General features: G+C 33.0%; 18 protein-coding genes. 8 read left to right on the top strand and 10 right to left on the bottom strand.

Annotation, left to right across the window (positions count from 1 at the left end; genetic code table 11):
- Positions 1-16: 16 nt before the first annotated feature.
- Genes IEV69_RS13015 through IEV69_RS13005 form a run of 3 tightly spaced genes read right to left on the bottom strand, consistent with a single transcriptional unit; the run spans position 17 to position 4311 of the window.
- The gene (locus IEV69_RS13015; protein ID WP_188443162.1) at positions 17-1168 is read right to left on the bottom strand and encodes a glycosyltransferase family 2 protein; all 1152 of its coding nucleotides are present in this window, start codon (positions 1166-1168) and stop codon (positions 17-19) included.
- Between the two features lie 18 nt (positions 1169-1186).
- Positions 1187-1804: a recombination mediator RecR gene (gene recR, locus IEV69_RS13010; RefSeq protein WP_188443160.1), complete on the bottom strand. Its 618-nt coding sequence runs from the start codon at positions 1802-1804 to the stop codon at positions 1187-1189.
- An 11-nt stretch (positions 1805-1815) separates the two neighbouring features.
- The gene (locus IEV69_RS13005; protein ID WP_188443158.1) at positions 1816-4311 is read right to left on the bottom strand and encodes a T9SS type A sorting domain-containing protein; all 2496 of its coding nucleotides are present in this window, start codon (positions 4309-4311) and stop codon (positions 1816-1818) included.
- 87 nt (positions 4312-4398) lie between these two features.
- On the opposite strand from IEV69_RS13005, the gene IEV69_RS13000 reads away from it, so the two are divergent.
- Positions 4399-5847: a sodium:solute symporter gene (locus tag IEV69_RS13000; protein ID WP_188443156.1), complete on the top strand. Its 1449-nt coding sequence runs from the start codon at positions 4399-4401 to the stop codon at positions 5845-5847.
- On the opposite strand, the gene IEV69_RS12995 is transcribed toward IEV69_RS13000, so the two are convergent.
- Entirely contained in the window at positions 5818-6180 is a 363-nt protein-coding gene (locus tag IEV69_RS12995; protein WP_188443154.1) for a CoA-binding protein, read from the bottom strand. The genes IEV69_RS13000 and IEV69_RS12995 overlap by 30 nt on opposite strands.
- Positions 6181-6486: 306 nt before the next feature.
- Between IEV69_RS12995 and IEV69_RS12990 the strand changes: the two genes are divergently transcribed.
- From IEV69_RS12990 to IEV69_RS12980, 3 genes are all read left to right on the top strand, one after another.
- Complete coding sequence (locus tag IEV69_RS12990) at positions 6487-8919, top strand: TonB-dependent receptor (protein ID WP_188443152.1); 2433 nt, start codon at positions 6487-6489, stop codon at positions 8917-8919.
- Between the two features lie 127 nt (positions 8920-9046).
- Positions 9047-10732 (top strand): AbgT family transporter, encoded by a 1686-nt coding sequence (locus IEV69_RS12985; protein ID WP_188443150.1) that lies wholly within the window; start codon positions 9047-9049, stop codon positions 10730-10732.
- Positions 10733-10786: 54 nt separating this feature from the next.
- On the top strand, positions 10787-11503 hold the full coding sequence (locus tag IEV69_RS12980) for a DUF4369 domain-containing protein (protein ID WP_188443147.1): 717 nt from the start codon (positions 10787-10789) through the stop codon (positions 11501-11503).
- Between the two features lie 33 nt (positions 11504-11536).
- Here IEV69_RS12980 and IEV69_RS12975 read toward each other — a convergent pair whose 3' ends face one another.
- A complete protein-coding gene (locus IEV69_RS12975; RefSeq protein WP_188443145.1) occupies positions 11537-11803 on the bottom strand; it encodes a hypothetical protein in 267 nt (88 codons plus the stop codon).
- Between the two features lie 243 nt (positions 11804-12046).
- Here IEV69_RS12975 and IEV69_RS12970 point away from each other — a divergent pair, with 243 nt between their 5' ends.
- Genes IEV69_RS12970 through IEV69_RS12955 form a run of 4 tightly spaced genes read left to right on the top strand, consistent with a single transcriptional unit; the run spans position 12047 to position 17219 of the window.
- A complete protein-coding gene (locus IEV69_RS12970; RefSeq protein ID WP_188443143.1) occupies positions 12047-15061 on the top strand; it encodes an ArnT family glycosyltransferase in 3015 nt (1004 codons plus the stop codon).
- Positions 15062-15766 carry a glycosyltransferase family 2 protein gene (locus IEV69_RS12965; RefSeq protein ID WP_188443141.1) on the top strand — a complete coding sequence of 235 codons (705 nt, stop codon included), beginning with the start codon at positions 15062-15064 and terminating at the stop codon, positions 15764-15766.
- Between the two features lie 5 nt (positions 15767-15771).
- Positions 15772-16125 carry a DUF2304 domain-containing protein gene (locus tag IEV69_RS12960; RefSeq protein WP_188443139.1) on the top strand — a complete coding sequence of 118 codons (354 nt, stop codon included), beginning with the start codon at positions 15772-15774 and terminating at the stop codon, positions 16123-16125.
- Positions 16122-17219 (top strand): glycosyltransferase family 4 protein, encoded by a 1098-nt coding sequence (locus tag IEV69_RS12955; protein ID WP_188443137.1) that lies wholly within the window; start codon positions 16122-16124, stop codon positions 17217-17219. Before IEV69_RS12960 ends, IEV69_RS12955 begins: the two co-directional genes overlap by 4 nt.
- Here IEV69_RS12955 and IEV69_RS12950 read toward each other — a convergent pair.
- Genes IEV69_RS12950 through IEV69_RS12930 form a run of 5 tightly spaced genes read right to left on the bottom strand, consistent with a single transcriptional unit; the run spans position 17216 to position 21868 of the window.
- On the bottom strand, positions 17216-17620 hold the full coding sequence (locus IEV69_RS12950) for a hypothetical protein (RefSeq protein ID WP_188443135.1): 405 nt from the start codon (positions 17618-17620) through the stop codon (positions 17216-17218). The two genes, IEV69_RS12955 and IEV69_RS12950, sit on opposite strands and share 4 nt — an antisense overlap.
- A gap of 15 nt (positions 17621-17635) precedes the next feature.
- Positions 17636-18952, bottom strand: a complete 1317-nt coding sequence (locus tag IEV69_RS12945) for an NAD(P)/FAD-dependent oxidoreductase (protein ID WP_188443133.1) — start codon at positions 18950-18952, stop codon at positions 17636-17638.
- Between the two features lie 30 nt (positions 18953-18982).
- Positions 18983-20128 (bottom strand): acyl-CoA dehydrogenase family protein, encoded by a 1146-nt coding sequence (locus IEV69_RS12940; protein ID WP_188443131.1) that lies wholly within the window; start codon positions 20126-20128, stop codon positions 18983-18985.
- A complete protein-coding gene (locus IEV69_RS12935) occupies positions 20118-21617 on the bottom strand; it encodes an AMP-binding protein (RefSeq protein WP_188443129.1) in 1500 nt (499 codons plus the stop codon). Before IEV69_RS12935 ends, IEV69_RS12940 begins: the two co-directional genes overlap by 11 nt.
- Complete coding sequence (locus IEV69_RS12930) at positions 21614-21868, bottom strand: acyl carrier protein (protein ID WP_188443127.1); 255 nt, start codon at positions 21866-21868, stop codon at positions 21614-21616. Before IEV69_RS12930 ends, IEV69_RS12935 begins: the two co-directional genes overlap by 4 nt.
- Between the last annotated feature and the right edge of the window lie 23 nt (positions 21869-21891).

Below are 21891 nucleotides of genomic sequence, written 5' to 3'. Positions count from 1 at the left end.
TTTAGGTTTTAAAACACTATTTAGTCACCTGATCATTAGAAAAATCAAAAACATCTCCTTTGGTATTACTGCTGTCGCTTCCAATAATGAAATCTGAATCCACAGGTCTTATTCTAAAAGTGTTTCCTTTATTTTTAAGAAAATCCATTGCTTTGAATATTTTCTCGTAAGAGATGTAATTGGCATCAAAAATAAAGTATGAATTGAATGTTTTCACATCTGTAACAGCACTTTTTGAGAGTGACTTTAATTCAATCTCTGATGCTTTACTAAGCTTTTTTAGAAACCCAATGTTATCGCTTAGAAGGAAATAATTTTCAGGGTTGTTTGAAGTAGATACTGAAGAGGAATTTCTAAATATATTTACAAATTTCGCCATTGAAACACCTAAAAACACTAAGGTTTTAAAGATGCTATTTGATTTAAAATGTTTTTTGTAAAAAATATGCATCGCGCCATAAAAGCGTTTTAAGTACGTTTTATCTTTTGTGGTGCTTTCACCTTTGTAGTGTAAAACTGTTATATCTCCTAAATAATAATTTTTATAACCGGCTTTGAGCAGTTTAAAGGAAAGGTCAATATCTTCGCCATACATGAAGTAATCTTCATCAAAACCATCTACTTCCTTATAAACAGTTGTTTTTAAAAGCATAAAAGCCCCGACCAAAACCGAGACTTCACCGATTTCAGTTTGATCAATTTGAGAAGCGTAATAACTATTTTTTGTTGATTTTATTCCAGTAATTTTATTGAAAACAACTTTAGGTTTAGGAATATTTCTTTTGCTTTCAGGTAGAAAATTTCCAGTTCCATCAATCAAACGAACCCCTAGTGCTCCCAAGTCAGATTTTGTATTTGCAAACTCAAGCGATTTTTTAAACACATTTTTAGGGACCGCTATATCAGGATTTAAAATACAGACATAGGCTCCTTTTGCAATAGCAACACCTTGGTTATTTGCCTTGCTAAAACCAACATTTTCCTTATTTTCAACAAGTTTTATTTCGGGAAAATACTTTTTCACCATAGCACAACTATCATCTGATGAGTGGTTATCGACAATTATAATTTCTGAGTCAATTCCCACAAGTGCTTCTTGAACCGTCAGCACACATTGTCTTAAAAAATAAGAGACATTGTAATTGAGAATGATAACAGATAATTGCATTAAGCGGTGAGTGTTTTGTTATATTTTTAATGAGTTCTCAAAAGGTATCCTGTTGACTATACTTCTTCCCAGGGTAACCTCATCAGCATATTCCAGCTCATCTCCTACTGCAATTCCTCTTGCAATCGTTGTAGTTAAAACATTGAAAGGTTCTATCTGCTTGAAAATATAAAAATTAGTGGTATCACCTTCCATTGTTGAGCTTAAAGCGAAAATCAATTCTTTTATGGTTCCAGATTTCACTTTTTCAACCAATGAATGTATCGTTAAGTCATTAGGCCCAATACCATCCATAGGGGAAATTTTTCCACCCAAAACGTGGTATGTTCCTTTAAACTGGCTGGTATTTTCTATAGCCATCACATCTCTTACATCCTCAACTACACAAACAACTTCTGGATTGCGATTAGGATTTTTACAAATTTCACATAATTCAAAATCAGAAATATTATGGCAACGTTTGCAAAACTTAATTTCACTTCGCAATTTTGTTATTGCTTCTGCAAGGGAAGAGGTGTTTTCTTCCGGTTGCCTTAATAAATGCAACGCAAGCCTTAGAGCCGTTCTCTTGCCAATTCCCGGTAGTTGAGAAATCTCGTTGACTGCGTTTTCTAGTAATTTTGAAGAAAAATCCATTGCAATTTAAACTATTTGACACTTATTTTTTTAGTAAAAATGCCTTTTTCATTATTAATCCTTAAAAAATAAATGCCGGCTGAAAAATCAGCTACACTAATTTGAGGGTTATTGGTAAGGTTTACATCATTTTCAAAATAAACCAATTTTCCGGTACTGTCAAAAACCCTTAATTCTGATAGGTATTCTTCATTCCATTCAATATTTAAATAATTCTTTGCCGGCACCGGATATACTTTTAATGAATTAAAAACTTCTATTTCATTTATACTTAACACTCCATCATATACCGGTGATGTCCAAAGACCCCTCCCATATGTAGCGGCATATATTTTATTTTCAGAATAATTTATTTCCAGTTCGTTGATAATCACATTGGGTAAATTATTATTAAAAACCTGCCACTCATCAAAAGTGTTATCAATATAATAAATACCATAATTCATGCCCAAATAAAGACCATCCAACTGGTTGTCTTGCCAAACTAAAGCCAATGGTTGAAAATTAGGAAGTCCGGAATTATGCGTCTCCCAAGTTTGTCCTCCGTCTTCAGATACAAAAACTTTTAAAACACTAGTGGTTGCTATTGCTACTTTGTCAGGATTTGTGGGATGAATCGCAATTGAGTTTATATTACCACCAAACCCTGAAAGTTGTTGCCAAGTACCGCTTCCTGAAGTTGTTTTATAGAGTTGGCTCCCTCTGGCTGCATACATTACATTTGGATTGCTGGGTGCAATTTTAAGATGGTCGGCTGAGCCACCTAAAAATTGTGAAATGGCTGTCCAGCTTGAACCACTATTTTGTGATTTATAGATACGGTCATAGCCAAGGTAAATTGTATTGGGAGCAATTGGATCTTGCTCTACAGGGGTTACCCAATTTCCTTCTCCGGGTCCGGGCTCACTTATTCCTGTAAAAGTGATTCCACCATTAGTTGTTCTGTATAATTGACCAAACTGTGTGGTGCCATACATAATATTGTTATTGTCTTTATCAATAAAACTTTCCATACCATCTGCACCTAACCAATCCCTCCAGCCCTGGTCTGCTGTATAAAATGAAGTGCCATTGTCTTGAGATCCACCTGAAACCACAACAGGAGTTGTTTGAGAAATTCCAATTTTATAAAATTGTCTGATTCCCAAACCTTCAGTAATATCAGTATAATAGTTTGAATTTATATCTATGGTGTTAGTTGCTTTAAAAATTCCTCCATCAGTTCCGGTGTAGAGTGTGTTGCCATAAAACTCAATAATATCTACATCGGCATGATTATACCCAATGTCATTTGCTGAAGCTGTTCCGGGAACCCAATGAGAGGTTATTGTAAAAGATTGCCCTCCATCTGTTGACATCCAGGTATGAATGCCCGCAATATGAACTTCGCTACTATTATTTGGGTTCACCGCAATGTCCATGTCACGAGGTGCCTGACCGGAAGTGTCATCTGCTTCTAAACTATAACCAAAATAATTATTATTGCCATGGTCTAATTTTAAAAAATTTTCTCCTGCATCGTTTGAAACATATATACCATTAAATCTTGATTCAGTTGCTTCTATGATATAAACAACCTCAGGATTATCTTCAGAAACACCTATCATTTTGGCCCCGGTATTGTCAAACCCTGAGATCACAGAAAATGTATCTCCCCCATCTATCGATTTATGAAAAAATGATCCTGATGCAAAAACAACATTTGGGTCGTCTTGTTTGAATTCAATATCATAGCCCCTGTTGTCAGAAATAACACTAGTCCAGGATTGTCCTCCATCAATTGACTTATAAACTCCTGAATTTTGTGAACTGGCAAACATAATGTTTGAGTTGACAGGATGTATCAGAATTTTATTTACAACTGAATTTCCTGCTGAGCCTATTTGTTCCCAGGTTGATCCACCATCTGGTGATTTATAAATTCTACCCATGTTGGATCCAAAAAAATAAACATTATTGTTTTCTGGCATAATAGCAGTTGAATAGACATAAAGGTTTGAAAAATAATCGGTGAGTGGTAACCAGTTTTGGCCTCCATCAATTGACTTCCATACACCCCCTGTTTCTGCACCAATAATTATATGCTCTTCATTAGCCTCATCTATAGAAAAGGTGGTAATTCTTCCTACACCCGGATTCCAACTAGTTGTTGCATTCCAGCTAACCGGGCCCATTTCTTCCCAATTATCATTTAAAAATAAACTTCTATTTTCATTTAATCGGGCATTCAGCTGTTGCAATTCATTGATATAAAATTCAGGTGCTTTAAGATAGCCTGACTCATCCATCATTCTCAAAGCCATATACTCCCATCGCTTATATTGTTTGTAGCCAGACCCCCTACCTTTAGGCTTATCCATAAAAAATGTCTCGGCACTTTGTTGTACATCAGACACTTTGTGAACACCTTCGTCAATCATTAATTGGTATTCTGCTTGAGCCTGTGAAGTAATAAATGTCAGGGAAAATGTTATTGATAAAAATAACAGAGCTGTAATCGATTTCATTTCAATTTTTTTACCAAAAGTAAAAAATTAATTACCATTAGTGAACAATATTTGTACTTTTATCGCTTCAATTTTATTATCAAAAAAATGCAACCATCTCATATTCTATTGCTTATTCTGTGTTATTTTGGAGTACTACTACTAATCTCACATTTTACAAATAAAGGAGGCAGTAATGCCGACTTTTTCAAGGCTGGAAAACAATCACCCTGGTATTTGGTGGCATTTGGAATGGTGGGCGCATCTTTAAGCGGAGTTACTTTTATTTCGGTTCCCGGTTGGGTTGAAGCTTCACAGTTTGGATATTATCAAGTTGTTTTAGGATATATTTTAGGTTATGCAGTAGTTGGGTTGGTGTTGCTTCCTCTTTATTATCGTTTAAATTTAACCTCAATATACACTTATCTTGGTGACAGGTTTGGAAAAGTTTCACACAAAACAGGAGCATCATTTTTTCTTTTATCACGGTTAATTGGTTCTAGTTTCAGGCTGTATCTGGTCGCTGTTGTTTTTCAAACCCTAATTTTTGATGCTGCAGGTTTCCCATTTTGGGCAACAGTTTCAATAACCATTTTGTTTATTTGGCTTTACACTTTTAAAAGCGGAATCAACACCATTGTTTGGACAGATACCCTGCAAACACTTTTTATGTTGAGTGCAGCAGGCATTGCTATCTATTATTTATCTAATAGTTTAGGAATTGCCGGAAGTGACTTGATTGGCTATGTTAGCGAAAGTGAAATGTCAAAAATGTTCTTTTTTGATGACTTTAAAAGTGCTAATTTCTTTTGGAAACAATTTATCAGCGGTGCATTTATAACAATTGTAATGACAGGACTTGACCAAGATATGATGCAAAAAAACCTAACATGTAAATCATTGAAAGATGCTCAAAAAAATATGTTTTGGTTTACAGTGGTGCTGGTTATTGTTAATTTAATTTTCTTGGTTTTGGGTCTTTTGTTGATTTCATTTGCTCAAGAAAATAGTATCTCTGTTGAACGTCCCGACCTGTTATTTCCAACTATAGCTACTCAATCAGGGCTTGGTCTAACTATGGCTATATTTTTCTGTTTAGGGTTGATTGCAGCAGCTTTTTCAAGTGCAGATGGAACGTTGACTTCACTAACAACTTCATTTTGCATTGATATACTAAATATCGAAACCAAATACAGTCAAGAGCAACAATTAAAAATTAGAAAGCAAGTCCATAAAGTTGTAGCGCTGGTATTTATTGGTACCATGCTCATTTTTGAATACATCATTAAAAATGAAAGCGTCATAGAGCGACTCTTTACATTTGCTGGCTATACTTATGGACCATTATTAGCACTTTTTGCCTTTGGACTTTTTACAAAATGGAATGTAAAAGACCAATGGGTTCCAATAATAGCAATTCTTTCGCCAATCTTGTCTTATATTATTAGCGTCAATAGTTCAATATGGTTTGGTTTTGAGTTTGGATTTTTTATCCTGATTCTAAATGGCTTTCTTGCTTTTATGGGCTTAATATTGATTCGTGCCAAGCAGCACTAAAGTACAAGCAACTTCAACCTCAATATTGTTTTTTTGGAGTAGCTCATAAAGCTCAGGATTTTCTGTTCCAGGGTTAAATATTACACGTTTAGGTTTTAAGTCTAGGATATAATTGTAATATTCCTTCTGTCGTTGTGGGTTTAAATACAATGTAACGGTATCAATATTTTGAAAAAGAATTTTATCTGTTTTAATCTTAATACCTGCAACAGTTCCTTCCTTCAGTCCAATTGCAACTACATCGTGCTGATTCTCGACCAGCCTATTGATTGCCAGGAATGAATATCTCGAAGGGTTTGTACTGGCTCCTATTACTAAAGTTTTTTTGTTCATAATGTAAAGTTAAATAATTAATGTGAGTGTAACACTTTAAAAAAACAATCGTCTTTAATTTAGAAATATATTTCGCTTTACCCAATTTATTTTCGTTGATGGTTAGTGTTAATTATTGGGTATAAGTAGAACTCGGGGGTAATTCCCCGGGTTTATTTTTGTTAATTTTTTCTTAAGCTGTAACAAAACCAAAAAATTGAAGTCATACAATCAAATCTTGTGCTACAATTTTAAAAGCTTTCATCAAGCAATTAGGTATAACAAGGTATTATATTAAACCAATAAATTCATCAAAATCAATCAAAAATGAAACAGTTATTAACTCTATGCATGATTTTAGCATCAATTGGAATTGGTGCTCGACCCACATTAAATGACCATCAATCAAGTGCAAACAGAACAACCATAAGTACAGAAAACATTGGTAAAATTCAAGGCACTGTCATTGACCAAAACCTTAACCAACCTCTTCCTTATGTTACCATTGTAGTTGAAAACATGGCCGGTGAAATTTTAACTGGAGGTATTACAGACGACTTAGGAACTTTTAACATCAACAGTCTAAAATTAGGCAATTACACGGTGAAAATTCAATACATTGGCTACAAACCCTATGTGAACGAAATTGAAGTCACCAAAGAAAATCCTTCCATCAATTTAGGAACTATTGCGCTTGAAGAAGACATTGCTAGTCTCGATGAAGTAGTTGTAGTGGCTGAACGTTCAACAATAGTTCAAAAAATTGACCGCAAGGTAATCAATGTTGGTAAAGACTTAACCACTACAGGGGCTTCAGCAAGTGAGATAATGAATAACATTCCATCAGTAAATATTGATCAAGATGGAAATATTTCCCTTAGGGGAAACCCAAACGTTAGAATCCTAGTAGACGGAAAACCTACAAACATTGATGCTGCACAATTACTTAAACAAATTCCATCAACATCAATCAAACAAATTGAACTCATTACCAACCCATCAGCTAAGTATAACCCTGAAGGGATGAGCGGAATTATAAACATTATTTTACACAAAAATATGAACGACGGTTTTAATGGTGATATCACACTGGGTTTGACCAAATATAATAATGCCCAGTTCAACACCTCTGTAAATTTAAATTACAGAACCGGTAAATTTAATTTTTACACTAACTATGGTGCCCGTGTAGGTAAACAAGCAAATCTTGGTAAAATAAACCGCTTTGATAATCCATCAACGACAGACTATAATGAACGATCAACTGAAAACATCGATATGCTCAATAGCTACAAATCACACTTAATGAAGTTTGGCTTCGATTATTTTATCAATGATTTCAATACACTTTCTGTTTATACAAATCAAAATATTTACAACGATAAATTTCAAGCTCTTTTGCGAATAGATTATCCTGGGCAAGATAGAGAAAGTTTAAGTCAAAATGTGTTTGTTAAAAACGAAAATGACAATGCTTCCTACAACCTTGCTTATAAGCATAAATTTAAAAATGAAGGTCATGAGATTCAACTGGAAGGGGATTACAACACCTTTGAAAATGATGAAGTTGCAAATGCCATCTACCCTGATTTTTCTGATTTAAGTTATACCGACCTTGTTTTTAATGAGCGTGAAAATATCACTTTAAATATAGACTATACAAACCCCATTTCTGAAAACGCTAAACTTGAACTTGGTTTAGAAGCCCGAATTCAAAACACCAAAAACAACTTTGATACAAATAGTTTAAGTTTTACAGATGCACGTTTTTTCTATGACCGTGAAATATTTTCAGGATATGCCACTTTTGGTCAAAATTTCGAAAAATGGTCTTATCAAATTGGAGCACGTATTGAAAACTATACAGTTGATGCCGGATTTACTGAATCCAATGAAGATGAAGTTCCTTTTGAAGATGAAATACTCAGCGTTTATCCTTCAGGGTTTATTTCCTACAACATCAATGAAAAAAACACCCTGCAAATGAGCCTCAGCCGAAGAGTTGATCGCCCGGGAATAAATCAAATCAATCCTATAAGAGAATTCAGTACTCCTCAAATTTCACAAATCGGAAATCAGGAGTTAGTACCACAATTTACCAATTCTGTTGAACTCAATTACACTAAACAATTAGAAAAAGGAAGTATTACCGGCGGTGTATTCTACAGAATGATTCAGGATGAAATCAACCAAAATATTTCAATTGATCCTGAAGACCCAACAAGAATCATACTTTCATATACAAATTTTGAAGACAACAATGCTTATGGAGTGGAAGTCTCAGCAAGTTATAAACCCACAAAATGGTGGAGTTTTAATGCGAGTTTTGATTTGTTCCAACAAACAATGAAAGGTGTTGTTGCCAATGAGCAAACTGAAGTAGACAATACATCATACACGTTCAGGGTCAATAATAGCTTTAAAGCGACAAAAGATTTAACATTCCAGGCATTTGGTTTTTATCGTGGACCTTACAATGGCTTACAGTTTAACAGTAAAGAGTTTTATTTTGTAAATGCTGGTGTTCGTTACAACGTGATGCAGGGCCAAGCAACTATAAGCTTTAATTATAATGATCTTTTGAATACCCGAAAGTTTCAATTTGACACAGATAAGCCAATGCCGGCATCAGGTCAATTCAACCCGGAAAGTCAAGGTTGGAATGTGGGTCTTTCTTATCGATTTGGAGGTGCCAAAAACAGAACGATGGCACGTAAACAAAGAGACAACAATGAAGCGCAAGGAGGCGGTTTGTTTTAGGTCAAAACATAAGAGCTATTCCATTTTATTTTATATTTTAGCTACCTGAAAAATCATATGGGTTGGATATCATTCCAATCCATATACTTTTTATCAGCATTTAAACCATAGCTAAAATTTATCATTTATGGCAACTGAACAACCTGAATCACCACAACAGCAAGAGACCCCTAAAAAAAAGAACTTTTTTACCCGCTTTCTTGATTTTGTAGAATGGATGGGTAATTTACTCCCTCATCCGGTCACTCTATTTGCGATTTTCGCTTTGGGTGTGATTTTAATCAGTGGTTTGGCAGACTGGTTAGGCTGGAACGCAGTTGATCCAAGACCCGTAGGTGCTCCCGGGAGAGCCCCTGATGGTATTATTGAACCAGTGAGTTTATTAAACGGTGAAGGATTAAGGCGCATTGTGGCTAACCTTGTATCTAACTTTACCAGTTTTGCGCCTTTGGGCGTAGTATTGGTCGCGTTACTTGGTGTAGGTGTTTCAGAGAGATCAGGATTAATAAGTGCCTGTATCAGAGGTTTGGTTTTAAAAGCTGCTTCTTTCAAACCTAAATCTACAGGAAAAGGATTTATGGCATTGATTAAAAAACCCATAAACTTTATACTCACACCAAAAAACCTTGTCACCATTGCCATCTGTTTTGCTGCTGTTATTTCAAATACGGCTTCAGAGATGGGTTATGTGGTATTAGTTCCTCTTGCTGCTGTTATTTTTCACTCGATGGGAAGGCACCCGCTTGCCGGACTTGCCTGTGCTTTCGCTTGTGTTTCAGGTGGGTACAGTGCCAATATTTTAATAGGAACAATTGATCCCTTGCTTGCCGGATTAACTCAGGAAGCAGCAAATATCATAGATCCTGAATATATGGTTCACGCAGCGGTAAACTATTACTTTATGTTTATCAGTACTTTTTTGATTACAATAGTGGGAACGTTTGTAACCCTCCGCATAGTTGAGCCTAAACTGGGAGTATATAACCCCAAAGAAGCTTCAGAAGACCTTTCTGATCAATCCATGATGAGTCCCTTGACACCCTTGGAAAGAAAAGGATTGAGAATTACCGGGATTGCAGTTCTAATTATTTTAGGGTTACTGGCACTCACTATTGTTCCTGAAAATGGGGTTTTACGCAACCCCGAAACAGGTGAAATATTAAACTCACCCTTTTTGAGAGGTATTGTAACTTTCATTTTTATTTTCTTTTTGATACCCGGTTTTGTTTATGGAAGAGTAACAGGTAGTATGAGAGATGACAAAGGTATTATTGATGGTATGGCCAATGCTATGTCTACACTTGGACTTTATATAGTAATTGTCTTTTTTGCAGCTCAGTTTGTGGCTTATTTTGGATGGAGTAACCTCGGACAGATATTTGCCGTTAAGGGAGCCGAGTTTTTAACAGAAATCGGGCTCACTGGACCGGCTGTTTTTATTGGTTTTATAGCCGTGTCTGCCATGGTAAACCTAATGCTTGGTTCAGCATCAGCTCAATGGGCAGTAACAGCACCTATCTTTGTGCCCATGTTGATGCTAATTGGTTATAGCCCTGAAGTTATTCAAGCAGCCTATCGCATTGGTGATTCAGTGACTAACATCATCACACCCATGATGAGTTATTTTGGGCTCATATTAGCTTTTGCGGCAAAATATAAAAAAGACATCGGTATCGGAACCATTATTAGTATGATGTTGCCTTATAGTATCTTCTTTTATATTGGATGGATGATTTTATTTTATCTATGGGTTTTTGTTTTGGAAATGCCGGTAGGTCCTGAAGCACCCACATATTATTTAATGAATCAATAAAACTGAATTATTCATTTAAAATATAGATATTTGCGCCCTTTTAAAATTCACTCAATGAAAAATTATTTATTGGTTTTTTCTACAGCATTTTTATTGTTAGTTTCTTGTTCAACCGAGACTAAAAACACTCATATTACCGGAGTTGTAAACGGTTTAAAAAAAGGAACACTATATCTGGAAAAATTTCAGGACTCCACTTTAGTTACTTTAGATTCTGTGGTTTTAAAAGGGTCTTCAGACTTTAATTTTTCTATACATCTTGAAAGTCCTGAAGTAGTTTATATGCTTTTAAGAAAAACTGAAGGAACACAAATAGAAGACGGTATTGAAATATTTGCTGAACCAGGCACTGTTGAAGTTAATACGACTTTAGAAAATTTTGAAAGTGATGCTGAAGTTAAAGGATCCACTAATCATGAAAAACTCGTAGATTATAACAAATTAATGCGGCGTTATTCAGACAGAAGTTTACAGCTATTTGCAGATAATATTCAAGCCGAAAACAACTCTGATGAACTTAGAAAAGTAGAAATCAATAAAGAATATGAATCACTTATAAAAAGCAAATATATGGCTACCATCAATTTTGCTTTAAATCATAAAGATTATGAAGTTGCTCCTTATTTAGCATTGACTGAAATTTTTGATGCAAACGTAAAATATTTAGACACCATTTATTATTCACTCGATGAAAAAGTTAAAGTGTCAACTTATGGGAAACAACTGGAAACTTTTATTCAGGAAAGAAAACAACTCAGCGAAAAACAATAAAAAAAATCCCTTGAAATTTCAAGGGATTTTTTTTTAAAGCTTATTTACTTTATCAATAAGTTTAGAGGCTTTTTCTTCAAGCTCCCTGCTTATTGATTGAAAATGTTTTTTAGAGTTTTCAACATCTTTTTGGTTGATTTTTTCAACTAACTCATCAAACACAACAATGGTTTCATCAATGATTGCCTGAGATTTTTTAGTATCCTTATCAGAGTTTGTCAATTCCCAAACATACACTGCTTCAATGATATCACCCAAAACGTAGTTTATATCTTTCTTTAAATTTTTTACGCTAGCCATAATTAAATATTAAATTGGGTGCAAAATTACCATTTTAATTAAATATCTCGTGAAAAAATCTAAAGAATTAATAATAAGTTTCTTTTTTTTATGACCTATCCATTAAAAAGAAAGAATATATCTTATATTTATTGAATAATTAATCACCTTTATATGTGGACTAAACACTTACATTTTTAAAATTTATGAATTTCATAAACCATAGTATTTTAAATTTTAATACTCCTAATTTTTATTTCTGATATGGCTGAAGTTTTTAATAATTTTAAAAAAAATATCGGAAAGTGGTTGACTGTTTTTTTCTGTGCCTATTGGCTATTCGTTGTTTTTTTTGATTTCATTGCTAGTTCCTCTAGTTATGTTTACGCTGTAAGGTTTTTCAAGTATTGGGATTTTTTAATTGCAGCCTATGCAACCGGGTTTTTATTTTCTATGTTTTTTATCAAAAAAAAATCCAGCTGGAATACCATAAATATTAGTGGTTTTAGAATTATCTATTTCTATCCCATTTTACTGGCTTTTATGACAATGGTAATGTGGTTTTATTTTTATAAAAACGATCTTGAGTTTTCTGCTTTTCAATTTCTTCTAAAAACAGTATTAATTCATATCAGTGTTATAACCGTTTTTGTTTCAGCAATATCATCGGGTGTCTTCATATTGAAAGCAATCAAACTACCTGAGAGTTTTAGTTCAAATATATTTTTACAAATCAGTGTAGGATTTGCAATTATGTGTTTTGGAATTTTTTTATTAGGTGTAATTAACCAACTTAATTTTTTCACAGCTTCAATATGGTTGCTTCTTTTAATTATAACTGGCTGGAAAAGTTTGTTAGATAGCTTAAAAAATAACCTATTCAAAAAACAGCATAAAACCACAATAAAACCATTTTCAATATTCTTGATTATTACTGTAATTATTTTGGCCTCTGTCAACTTAATTACTGTAACCTCGCCTTTCCCTTTAGGCTTTGACTCACTTACCTTGTATATGAATATTCCAAAGTTAGTAAGCAATAATGGAGGATTAATAGAGGTTTTATATCCTTACAATTGGTCATTAATAGTAAGTTTGGGTTATGTCATTTTTGAAAGTAACGCTGTTGCACTTCATTTGGGTTCTGTTTCAAGTATTTTATTGATTTTTTTGATTTTTAAAATTGCGAGAAATTATGTTTCCACCGATTGGGCAATATTTTCTGCAGTACTATTTTACACTTTACCTTTAATTGTTTGGCCATCAAGTATTGAAATTAAAACAGACTTAAGCTTGTTTTTAATTATGCTTACAGTGCTACATATTATAATTGAATTTTACTTTCGGAATCAAAATAGTCAAGTTGAAAATAGTTCAAATAGTATCGTTGACAACGAGTCCAAACTTTGGTTAATTGCCGGTATCTTAGTTGGTTTTTCTTTAGGAATAAAGTATACTTCCCTAATAGCCGTTTTGGGGCTTATAGTCTTTCTATTTTATTTTTACTGCGGAAAATTTGTGGCATTTGCCTCTTTATTAGCTATTATTGTTTTTATTTTTATTTTTAACTTATACACATTTGCAGATTTATCTTTTTCAAATATTGAAATTTTTTCTCTTATACTTGTGTTGGCAGTAGTAGCTTTATTTTTCATTTTTCTTGCAAAAAAAAATGGAAGAATTTCAACTAAAAAACCATTAAAATTAATTTTCATTCTAATGATTGGCTCAGGTGTTGCTCTTTTACCTTGGGGAATAAAGAATACTGTTGATTCAAATTCATTAAACATTTCAGAATTATTAAAAAAGACTGAATCATTATCTGCAAAATTTAATATTGAATTAAATCACTTTCCAAAGCACGAATTATTTTCACCTATACTTACTCAAGTTTTAAATAAAAATGATAATGTTTCAGATGTTAATCAAAATAATCTGGATATTTATACTGCTAAGAAAGAAGAAATAAAACGTTATTTAGGTTATGAAGGAGGTTTTATGAGATTTCTCAGTTTGCCTTATGATCTTACCAATAAAGTCAATGTAGATTTATTTTCAACTGATATTAGTTTTTTATTTTTAGCTTTTATTCCACTTATTTTGTTTGGTCACCAAAGAGCCAGGCTTTTACCAGTATTAATTAGTATTTCATCATTGGTAGTTTGGTTTAGTTTATGTTTTTGGTCTGCTCATAATCCTGATAATTCATTAAGTGTTTACGAGATTAATGAAATATTGATGAACAAAAATTATGGTTTTGCATCTGATTTTTCTGGTCATTTCGCTTCAGTTTACTCAACACTTATTTACCCGTTTTTATTGCTTGGAAGTTATATAGCTCCATTGTATTTGTTACTATCTTTTGATAGTGACATTGCAAGTATAACCGGAGTTTTGGTTTTTTCTGCCTTGTGTTACTTATTGTTTAAAAATGTGCTGTTGAAAAAATTAAATTTAAAATCTAAATCTTTACTTCTTTATGTTGTAACTTGTTTTGTCTTTTGGTTAATACTTTCAAGTGGTATACCCTGGTATGGCATTATTGGTTTTGGATTACTACCCCTAATACTCGCTGTTTTTTTCTTTACAAATCAAAATTCCATTTTTCAAAACAGTCAAATAATAAAAGGAATCAGTTTTTCATTTATTTTTATTTGGATTTTCATCCTTTTACTCTTTAGGTTATCACCACTATTGATGGGAAAAACTCAAAATCCCGAATCAACCGATTTTAGAAATTTATTTTTAAATTCTTCAGCTCTTTATGCTAGTGGTCAAATAACCGAAATAAAGGCATTTAATACTGCTTTTAATCTTGAAACAAGAAAAATTATTCATGAATTAAATAAAAATAAAAACACTAAAATTCTTAATGTAGGGACATTGTTTGCTTTTTTTATAGAGGAGAACGATAAACGAATTTATAACGACAACCAGTTAGATTACTTTTCGACTTTATGGACAAGTTCTGAATTCAATAAAATTACTACAACTCACGGATTAAAGCAACAAGGTTATGACTATATACTTATAGATTTAGAAGCTCACACCCTGGATGTAACTCCTGATCAAACACTTGTAAAAAAAGTGATTGAGCTTTTTGATTATCTAAACGAAAACCCATATGTTGAACTTATTGCTACTGATAGATTATTGGTCCATCCACAAGGTGATAAGCAAATAATGCTAAACGGAAATGTTGTCAAGGCAAAATACGATGTATTTGGATATGAAACTATTGAAAGAGGTAAAACAGCCCTCTTTAAAATAAATTTTTAAGTGATTGAGCAATTGATAAATAAGGATAATATTTTAATAATAATTCCCGTTTTTAATGAATCGGGAAGAATTGGTATTCTTATAGAAAATTTAAAATCAGTGGGGTTTCAAAATATTTTGGTGATCGACGATGGCAGCCTTGATAATTCAATAAGTGAGGCTATTTTTAATGGCGCAATAGTCATCAGGCATCTTTTAAATAGAGGTGCTGGTGCAGCAACTGAAACCGGGCTTGAATATTTTAGAACAAACGAGAAATATAAATTTGCAGTTACCATTGATGGGGATAACCAGCATGACCCCATTGATATAGAGTTTTTATTGGATAAACATATTGAAGAAAATGCTGACATAACCATTGGAAACAGATTTATGTCAAAAGACAATAACATTCCGGGTATTAGAAGGTTTTATAATTTTCTGGCTGATATTTTAACTTCCTTTTTTGTGCTGAAAAAAGTGAACGACTCTCAATCCGGGTTCAAAGCCTGGAGCAGAAAAGCAACAAGAACAATTCATATAGAACAGGATGGATATGACTTTTGCAGTGAAGTGATTATTAAGGCTTATCATAGTAAACTAAAGATTATAAATGTCCCTATAACTGTTTACTATCCTGAGAATTATTCTGATAAGGGTCAAAACTTAAATCAGGGTATAAAAACCGCATTAAATATTGTATATCATTCTTTGTTTAAAAACTAACTACTATGAATTTTGAAGTCTATCAAATTATCGTTCCAATAATAGGTTTGTTTTCAATTGTACTTACTCTAAAAAGCCATAGGGGTGGCAATAACACTTTATTTGAAACGCTTTTTTGGGTCCTTTTTTGGTTAAGTGTTTGTGTACTTGCAATCATTCCAGATCAAATCACTTTCTTTTTATCTGATTTACTTGGAATTAAGGACAATGTAAATGCGATAATTTTTATTGGACTAGCCTTGTCATTTTTCATTCACTTCAAAACCTTTGTAACCATTAAAAAACAAAATAAACAAATAACAGATTTAGTAAGAAAAACAGCATTGGAAATTGAAAAACTTCAAAATTTCAATCAATGAAATTTGTCTTTATTGTTGAGCATTACTATCCATATATTGGAGGAGCAGAAACCCTTTGGAAAAATCTTTCAGAACAATTGGTTATCAACAATCATCAAGTTACTGTAATTACAACAAGATTTCAAAAAAAGTTAAAAAAACAAGAAACTTTGAACGGAGTTGATATCATTCGATTAGCGATTCCCAATCGATTTTTATTTACCATCCTTTCGATAAAGAAGTGTGTGCAGATAGCCAAAAAAGTTGATTTAATACAAACATCATCTTATACTGCTGCAATTCCGGCCTATATTGCATCAAAAATCACTAAAACAAAATGTGTAATTACATTTCATGAATATTGGGGAAAATTATGGTTTAAAGTCCCATTTGCTTCATTGTTTTCAAAAGTTCTCTATTTTAGTTTTGAATGGTTTATACTTCAATTGAATTTTGACAAATTTATAGCTGTATCAGATTTTACAAAAAACAGACTTATTGATGCAGGTGTCAATCAAAACAATATTACACGGATTTATAATGGATTGGAATATAGTCATTTCAATAACTATATTTTGGGAAATTCAAATCAATTTGCATTCTGTTACTTTGGAAGACTAGGCGTTTCAAAAGGTCTTGATATTTTACTTGAAGGGTTTTCATTATTCATAGAAAAAAACCCCGAAGTAAAATTAAAAATGATAGTACCTAACTACCCCAAAAATATTTTTTTAAAAATAAAGAAATTAACCAAATCCCTAAAAATTGAATCCAACCTAATTTGGAAACACAACCTCTCTTACAATGACTTGATTAATGAAGTAAGTGCTACAAATGCAATAATTATCCCATCATTAAGTGAGGGATTTTGTTTTACAGCTGCAGAGAGTGTTGGTTTAAAAATGCCAATAATTAGCTCTGAAAAAGGGGCGCTAAAAGAAGTTACAGGAGGCAAAGTCATTGCTATTAGTAGCTTTTCACCCATAGGTTTGAAGCAAGCTATGGAAAAAGCTTACAAAGACAATTGGGATGAAAAAAAAGTCACTCTTTTCCCAATAGGAAAAACTGTAAAACAATATCAGGATATGTATGATTTGACATTACGCAATTCTTAGTCTTTTATATACCTCAGGTAAATATTTTGTTGGTCTGTATTAAGGAGGTTAACCACATCATTTTTTGTGTTTTTGATAATTTGATGTCTAATTTTCTGTGCTTGATCCCTGACTAAAATATCACCGGTGTTTCCTCCCATAGAGATATAGGCTTCCATATAAATCTTCTGAATTGATGAATTTGTTTTACTGTCAATCTTTAGTCTATACTCTAAGGATTCAACCCAAGTTTCAATGATTTGCTCAATGGATCTGGACGTTTGTGACAGATTTGTTCTGTCATTTCGTTCTACTCTTTCAATATTGTTCTTAGTATTTTCTTCTATGTTTTTATTTCCTTGACAAGAAATCATAAAAACAGTCAATAAAAATAGTAACCCAAAGTTATAAATTTTAGACATAAATTAAAGTTTTAGTTAGTTATTAGAAGTAATTTTTTTTGATTTTATAAAGTTAACATATTTTTGAAACTGATTGTTATCTTTTAAAATATCTACTGCAGCTTGATATTTTTTATGGTTTAACAAAAAGTCTCCTTGCAACAGATAATGATAAATTGTATATGCTCTGTCAAATTGCTCATAACCTGCATCCTTAGCCTCTGTTAAATTTGATAATGACAATGCATTGGGATCATAAAATACTCTAATAAGTTTTTCAATCAATTCATAAGCTCCATCTAGATTATCATAAACGGGTTTCAGATAACTTTCAGGATTTTGATTTTCTCTAAAAGCTTCATCAAGTTTTTCAGCTACAAATTTTGCGCTCATCATACCCACATATATTCCACTTGAGAAAATAGGGTCAAGGAAAGCACTGGCATCTCCAATTATTGCAAAGTTTTTTCCATATTTTGAGTTTGTATAGTATGAATAATCTCCGTGAGCCATAGCCGGCTCTTCTTTGACTGAATTTGAAAGTATTTTATCAAGTAACTTTGATTCACTAAGCTCATTTAAATATATTTTGTCAAGAATTTTTTTCTCTCCTGAAAATCTTTTTCTTTGAGATAAAAAATATGAATTTGACATAACAACTCCAACACTCAGTCTTGTTTTAGATAATGGTATTGCCCAAATCCATCCCATTTTTTCTCCCCCAAGATGAATGATTTCAATACACCCTTCTTCCAGTTCTTTATCATAAGTGGGGTTTTGCCAATGCGAATTAATAGCCACCCGCTCCAATCCATCATAATTTTTTTTATCGTTAAAACTATTTGCCAGAAAGGTGGATTGCCCACTTGCGTCAATAATGAATTTTGTGTAATAATCTTCTTCTACTCCCTCTTTATTGCATGTGGAGACTTTTACAGTATCATTTTCTTGGTTGAATTCGACCTCCTTTACCGTAGTTTCTTCAATAACTTCTACTCCCAATTCTTTAGTTCTATCAAGTAACATATTGTCAAAATGAGCCCTGTCCACGTGAAATGAAAGCGAACTTGGATCTTTAATGGAGTGGTTAAAGTACCAAACCGTGTTTGAGGAACCATCAGAGTTTGTAAATTTTACCCCTGGCTTTCTGTGATATGTTTTTTCCATGGTGTCCAATACACCCAATTCATTGAATAAATGATAGTTGAAAGGCAATAAGGACTCCCCCACGTGAGGCCTTGGAAATTTTTCTTTCTCAAAAAGCAAGACTTTATGCCCTTTCAAGGCAAGAAGTGAAGCAACTGAAGAACCAGAAGGGCCTCCCCCAATTACAATAATTTTATCACTTTTCATAGTTTATGTTTATTGATTCACAAATCTAATTTAAATTTTTAAATATCCTGAAATTATGTTTCGTTGTATTTCTGAAGTTCCTGAATAAATAGTTGAACTTAATGAATCCTTAATGTAATTTTCAATAAAGCTTCCTGATAAATAAGCACTTCCACCCATTATAGAAAAGGCGTCATAACACATAGTCCGATAGGCCTCGCTTATATACAACTTTGCTATAGAAGCTGTTATTCCTGTTTCTTTGTTAGAATCTAGATTGGATGCAGCTTTGTAAAGTATTAATCTTGATGTTTCAATTTTAATTTTCATATCGGCAATCTTGTGTGAAATACTTTGATATTTACTTATCGGATTACCCCCTACATTTCTATTTTTAACAAAAAGGATTAAAAAATCGATAATTTTTTTCATTCTGCCTAAATGAACAGCTCCCAGACAAGCCCTTTCCCACTCCATACTAGACTGGAATATAGGGCCTCCGGAACCTAATTTACCCAGTAAATCTTTTTCGCTAACTTTTACATTTTCAAAACTTTGATTTCCCATTTGAACGCTTTCCAAGCCTAATTTTTTAAGAGCTAAATTGGAATTTACACCGCTTAAACTATGATCGATTATAAAGGCAGAAACACCCCCAAAGTACCTTTTTTCAGGATTTGTAGCAACGTAGACCAAAGACCAGCCAGCCAGTGGTGCATTTGTTATTAATGTTTTTTGAGCTTGAATAATAAAATCACCCCCTTCCTGTTTAGCGGTAGATTTCATTCCATAAATATCAGATCCTGTTTCTTGCTCGGTAATACTGTTTGCAATTATGTATGAACCATCACAAAGTTTTGGTAAAAAATTATTTCTTTGACTGTCACTTCCATTTTTCCAGATTGGAATCAAACAAGATAACATCTGTGCCGCAATAGCAAAAGGCAGTCCACCATCCTCACAGTGATAGCTTAATTCTTCCAAGGCAATAGTTGATGACAGCGCATCAAAGCCTCTCCCTCCAAATTCTACAGGTATAGGTAAACCATGGATTTTGAGATTACCAACTTCCTTCCACTCTTCAGCGTTGAATGGTCTTTTTTTATCAATAAACCCCATTTTATTGATTGTATGCTTTACAAAATGAGAAATTTCATCTTGCAGCTCCAGTTGTGCTTTGGTGTATTCAAAATTCATTTAAGTGATGTAATTTTTGATAGTCAGTTTTATCAGTACTTGTTTTGGGGATATTTTCTAAAATTACAAATACATCGGGTGTCATATAATGTGGCATATTCTCCAAACAATATTTTTTGAGTTCCAATATATTGCCTTCTTCATCATTTATTTGAATAAATGCAATGATTCTGCATTCAAAATCTGAATTGATTTTTCCAATTACTGCAACGTCAATTATTTGCTGATTACTGTTGATGGTATTTTCAATTTCATCGAGTTCAACCCTAAACCCGTTTTTCTTAACCATCCGGTCTTTCCTGCCTAAATAAATGTAGTTTCCTTCTAAATCCTGGTCAACCAAATCACCTGTTTTATACCAATTTACTCCTTCAGAATTTTCAAATGAACTTTTATTCAATCCCTCATTATTCCAATAACCTTGGCTAACATTAGGTCCAGAAATATACAACTCGGGTTTTCCTTCAAATGTGGTTATAGTTTTTGATTTAAGCCCCTCGCAAATTTTACCGATAGGAAAAGGTTCAATTCTGTTTACGTCAACAGGCAGTTTTACTTCATAATATGTACACACGTTTGTTTCGGTTGGTCCATAAAGATTAAAAAATCTAGCGGTACTCCAAAGTAAAGTTAATTTTTTTAATGGATTGACGGGAAAAACCTCTCCGGCAAATAAAACATATTTTAATGAACTGTGGTCGTGTCGTTCAATTTTTCCATAATTAACCATCAGTTTTAATATGGTGGGGGTTGAATACCAGTGAGTTATTTTTTTGGTTTCTATTAAATGAGAAAGAGCTAAGGGATTTTTGGATTCTTTGGAGCTAATCAAAATTAATTTTGATCCGTGCTTTATGGACAGGTATAGGTCTAAAATTGATAAATCAAAATGGAAGGATGCATGGGACGAAAAAACACTGTTCTCATCAGGAAAAAACTGATTTGAACACCAATTTACAAAATGCAGTGCATTGCTGTGTGAAAACATAACCCCTTTTGGTTTTCCTGTAGAACCGGAAGTATATAGCATATAGGCTAAACCATCCGGCTGAATAGGATTAGTTTGTATTGGTAATAATGAAACTTGATTTAAACCGTCAATATTCAAATCCTGTATGCTTCCTGACAAAGATTTTTTTAATGAAGGACATTTATCTGATGTAGTAAAAATTACTGACACCGCACAGTCTTTGATTATAAATAGATTTCTAGATTCTGGAGCTTCATAATCCAAAGGAATGTATGTCCCTCCGGCTTTTAAAATTCCGAAAAGTATCGCAACAGATTCAATGGATTTCGGGTAATAAATAGCAGCTCTAAATTGACTTTCACCAAAAGACTCCTTTAAAGCCCTTGCTATTAAATTTGAAACTTTGTTTAGTTTTTCATAATTGATGGAACGCCCCTCTTCTTCCAGTGCGGTTTTAGACGGCCAATTTTGTGCAGATAGTTCTAATAAATTTTCAAGTCTCTTGATTTGAGGGTTCACTGTTTTTTTGATTTGATAAATTCCCACATCAAATTGACAGAATCTAAATTCTCCTGATCTACTTCGTGATGAAAAAATTCAACTTCAAATTCTTTTTCAATAAAATCAACCAATTGAATGGTTGAAATTGAATCCATAATCCTGCTTGAAACTAAGGGGGTATCTTCATTAAAACCCTCAATTTCTGTATTACTTAAAAATTCTGTTTTAATGTAATCCAGTAAGAATTGTTTATCTTTTACTTGTTCCATAAATCTTGTTTGAAAGGTTACAA

It is taken from the genome of Planktosalinus lacus, from assembly GCF_014640155.1.
Lineage (GTDB): Bacteria > Bacteroidota > Bacteroidia > Flavobacteriales > Flavobacteriaceae > Planktosalinus > Planktosalinus lacus.
This window is presented reverse-complemented; position numbering and strand designations above follow the sequence as displayed.